4 protein-coding genes are annotated in these 3,944 nt (G+C 60.8%); all 4 read right to left on the reverse strand.

The window, feature by feature from the left end:
• Positions 1-1,820: glutamine--fructose-6-phosphate transaminase (isomerizing) (gene glmS / locus Q0O40_RS15540; protein ID WP_295531970.1), on the reverse strand; the 1,820-nt coding region annotated here is incomplete at its 3' end.
• Between the two features lie 6 nt (positions 1,821-1,826).
• Positions 1,827-2,198 carry a PIN domain-containing protein gene (locus tag Q0O40_RS15545; protein ID WP_295531973.1) on the reverse strand — a complete coding sequence of 124 codons (372 nt, stop codon included), beginning with the start codon at positions 2,196-2,198 and terminating at the stop codon, positions 1,827-1,829.
• Between the two features lie 14 nt (positions 2,199-2,212).
• The gene (locus Q0O40_RS15550; RefSeq protein WP_295531975.1) at positions 2,213-2,449 is read right to left on the reverse strand and encodes a CopG family transcriptional regulator; all 237 of its coding nucleotides are present in this window, start codon (positions 2,447-2,449) and stop codon (positions 2,213-2,215) included.
• Between the two features lie 35 nt (positions 2,450-2,484).
• Positions 2,485-3,944 (reverse strand): DNA methyltransferase (locus Q0O40_RS15555; RefSeq protein WP_295531978.1); only part of this gene is annotated, 1,460 nt, incomplete at its 5' end.

Raw genomic sequence — 3,944 nt, forward strand, 5'->3', positions numbered from 1 at the left:
TCCACCGTCACAGACTTCGCCAGATTGCGCGGCTGATCGACATCCGTGCCCTTGGCCACGGCCACGTGATAGGCCAGCAATTGCACGGGCACGGCATAGACCAGCGGCGCGATCAGCGGGTGGACGCGCGGCATTTCGATGGTGGCAAGGCAGCCTTCGCCCGCTTCGGCGATCCCGGCGGCATCTGAAATCAACACCACTTTGCCGCCGCGCGCGCGCACTTCCTGCATATTGCTGACGGTCTTTTCAAACAGCGGGCCCGATGGCGCGAGCACGATCACCGGCACCGCCTCGTCGATCAGCGCGATCGGCCCGTGCTTCATTTCCCCCGCCGCATAGCCTTCTGCGTGGATATAGCTGATTTCCTTGAGCTTGAGCGCGCCCTCCATCGCGAGGGGATAATCGGCTCCGCGCCCGAGATAGAGCACATCGCGCGCCGGCGCGATCAGATGCGCCATCGCCGCGATTTCCTCGTCATGCGCCAGTGCAGCATTGAGCGCGGCGGGCGCTTCGACCAGATGGCCAACGATCACCGCCTCTTCCGCATGGCTGAGCCTACCGCGCTTGACCGCCAGGTGCGCGGCCAAGGCGGCGAGCACGGCAAGCTGGCACGTGAACGCCTTAGTGCTGGCGACGCCGATTTCCGGCCCGGCGTGCGTCGGCAGCAGCAGGTCTGCCTCGCGCGCCATCGTGCTGGTGGGCACGTTGACCACGACCGCGATGGTCTGCCCGGCGGCTTTGCAATGGCGCAGCGCGGCCAATGTGTCTGCGGTCTCGCCGCTCTGCGAGATGAATAGCGCAAGGCCGCCCTCTTCCAGCACCGGATCGCGGTAGCGAAATTCGCTCGCCACATCGATATCGACCGGCAGCCGGGCAAACTGTTCGAACCAGTATTTCGCCACCATCGCGGCATAAAAGCTGGTGCCGCAGGCGACGATGGTGACGCGGTTGATTTTCGAGAGGTCGAAATCGATCTGCGGCAGCGCGACGGTCTGATCGATCCGGCGAAGGTAGCTGCGCAGCGTCTGCGCCACCACGGTCGGCTGCTCGAAAATTTCCTTCTGCATGAAGTGGCGATAATTGCCCTTTTCGATCGCCGCCGAGGTCGCGCCCGAGGCCACGATGGGCCGGCTCACCGGATTATTCGCCGCATCGAAAATCTCGGCCCCGGCGCGGGTGATCACCACCCAGTCGCCCTCTTCCAGATACGTTACGCGCTGGGTCAGCGGGGCGAGCGCGAGAGCGTCCGAGCCGAGATACGTCTCGTCATCACCAAAGCCCACCACCAGCGGCGAGCCGAGCCGCGCGCCGATCAGCATGTCGTCGTGCGCTCGAAACGCAATCGCCAGCGCAAACGCACCGCGCAATTGCGGCAATACCGCCTTCACCGCATCGCGCGGCGATTGGCCCGCCTCGACCAGTTCGGACACGAGATGCGCGACCACTTCGGTATCGGTCTCGCTTTCGAAGGTGCGCCCGCGCGCAATCAGCGCTTCGCGCAGCGGCTTGAAGTTTTCGATGATCCCATTGTGCACCAGCGCCAGCTCGCCCGTGGCATGCGGGTGCGCATTGCTGGTGGTCGGCGCGCCGTGGGTGGCCCAGCGGGTATGCGCGATGCCGGTCATGCCGGGGGCGGGATGGCGCGCCAGTTCGAGCACAAGATTGCTGAGCTTGCCCTGCGCGCGCCGCCGGATCAGCTGGCCATCTTCGACCATGCACACGCCTGCGCTGTCATACCCGCGATATTCCATCCGGCGCAGGCCATCGACCAGACGGTCCGCCACCTGATCCTTGCCGACAATTCCAATGATTCCGCACATGGGGTACTAAGCCTTGTTATGCGACCAGACGTAGGGATGGTGTATCCCAGGCCAATGCGCTGGGAAATTCATATCGCGGGTGATCAGCCGGCGTTCGGTGATAGATGCCGTTGCCCAAATGATCGCATCGGGAAGTTTCAGGCGGGTCTTGCGCCGCACTTCGGCGGCACGCGCTGCGATCTCTGGCGTCAGTTCAATAATCGTGCATCCACGCAGATAAGCCTCGGTCGCCAGCAGGTGATCGGGTTCGGCACCTGCCAGAATTTCGATCCAACTCACCCGGCTAAGTACCGTCCCGTTCGCACCAAACTCTTGAATGGCTTCAAAGGCTGGTTGGTGCTTGTTCAACGCGTCGATTATGATGTTCGAATCAAACAAGGTAGGCGCTGGCATCAATCAGGATCCCAATCGCGATCCCATTCTGCGCGTATCCGTCGCTGATACTCGACCCCGTCTAGCGCATGATCCCCCCACAATCCAAAGACCTGATCGATCGAAAGCACATCGTCGGGACCCAGGAACTGATCGACAGCTTCCCGAATGAGCGACGCGCGCGACCGCTTGGCGCTCTGCGCGCGCACGTCGAGGCGGCGTAGTTGGGGATCAGGTATATCGACGAGTGTTCGCATAGCCGTTTGATATCATATTGCGATATCATTGCAAGTCACAACAGCGAACCCTGCTTGTCCGCATCGCCCAGCGCCGCCGCCGCTCTCACCGCATCGACGCGCCCCATCGGTAGATCGAGCCGTCTGGCCGGTCTGGTTGGATGATCGAACAACTCGGCCACGGTAATCACTTGCAGCCGGTCATCCTCGCGCTCCAGCATCGGGTGCTTGTACTTGCCCGCCGCCGCAATTTCGTCGCGCATCGGCTTGGTCGGCAGACTGGTGCAAATGAGAAAGCCGAACTCGGCCTTCTCGCGCAGCCGGTCGCTGTTCAGCGTGGCAAGGTCGCTGCGCGTTCCGGGGCGCGATTTCACTTGCAGGATCGCCTTGCCGTTAGTGTCCTTGTCGATGAGGAAATAGGCGATGCCATCGATTCCGCCGTCCGCGCCTTTCTTCTCGTTGATCCGCGCCTGATTTTTCGAGAACGTAAGCACCGCCCACTTTTCGAACTCCTTGCGCGTCTTGTCATCCTTGCGGTTGGCGAGCGCAATGGCGCTGTCGATATCGCGCGGCACGCCGTCGAGCAGAAGATCGGCTTCGATGGCGGGGTAGTCGTCCTTGTATTTGTCTTCCAGACGCTTGAGGATCAGCGCAATCGACTGATACGTGGTATCGATCCCGATCCACCGCCGCCCCAGCCGCTGCGCCACCGCCACCGTGGTCCCGCACCCGCAATAAGCATCGAGCACGGTATCGCCTTCGTTGGACGAGGCGCGGATGATGCGTTCGAGGAGGCCCTCAGGCTTTTGCGTTGGGTAGCCAAGGCGTTCAGGGTCGGTGGGACCAAGAGGCTTCACATCTTCATCAATGCCCTCTTTTGTCCCGAATACTGTGCCTTCCGTGTATGCTTGATAAGCCCACACGTCATTAATGGCCGTTCCATCGCGCTCATCAAGGTAACGAACCATGATAGGCCAAGCGGACTTTCCATCGTCTTCAACGAGTCCATACTCATAGAGGGCGTCCAGCTTTTCGATCGAATTCAACTGCTTGTATTCGGGGGGCATCTGTTCTTCGTAAAACGAAGGCACCGCCCAGTGACGATTGGTGCGCTTTGGGTCAAAGCGACGCCAGACTTCTCCTGACGAGCCTTCGGTCCAACCCGCTCCCTTCAGGACATTGCCGCCCGAACTGAACTTGTATCGGCCGTCCGTCTGTCGCTTATATCGAGTTTCAACGTGCCCCTTCATGTAAGGCTTGCGAACGATGTTAAACAGCGAATCTTGGGACTTCGTATAATAGAAGATTGTGTCGTGGACCGGCCCAAATGATGTTCTTGGGCTGTGATGCCCCGTCCGCTTCCAGATAATTTCGTTCTGGAACAATCCGCCCTGCCCGCAGAACACCGCGTCGAGCACTAGAGCGTTTTCCACAGCCTCTGAATCGCGAAGGATTCCAGCGGCGTTGAAAATCTGATTCATCCTGCTGGCTGGGCAGGAGGCCAGCATGGATGGCC

The sequence above is a fragment of the Novosphingobium sp. Chol11 genome (assembly GCF_945870625.1).
GTDB lineage: Bacteria > Pseudomonadota > Alphaproteobacteria > Sphingomonadales > Sphingomonadaceae > Novosphingobium.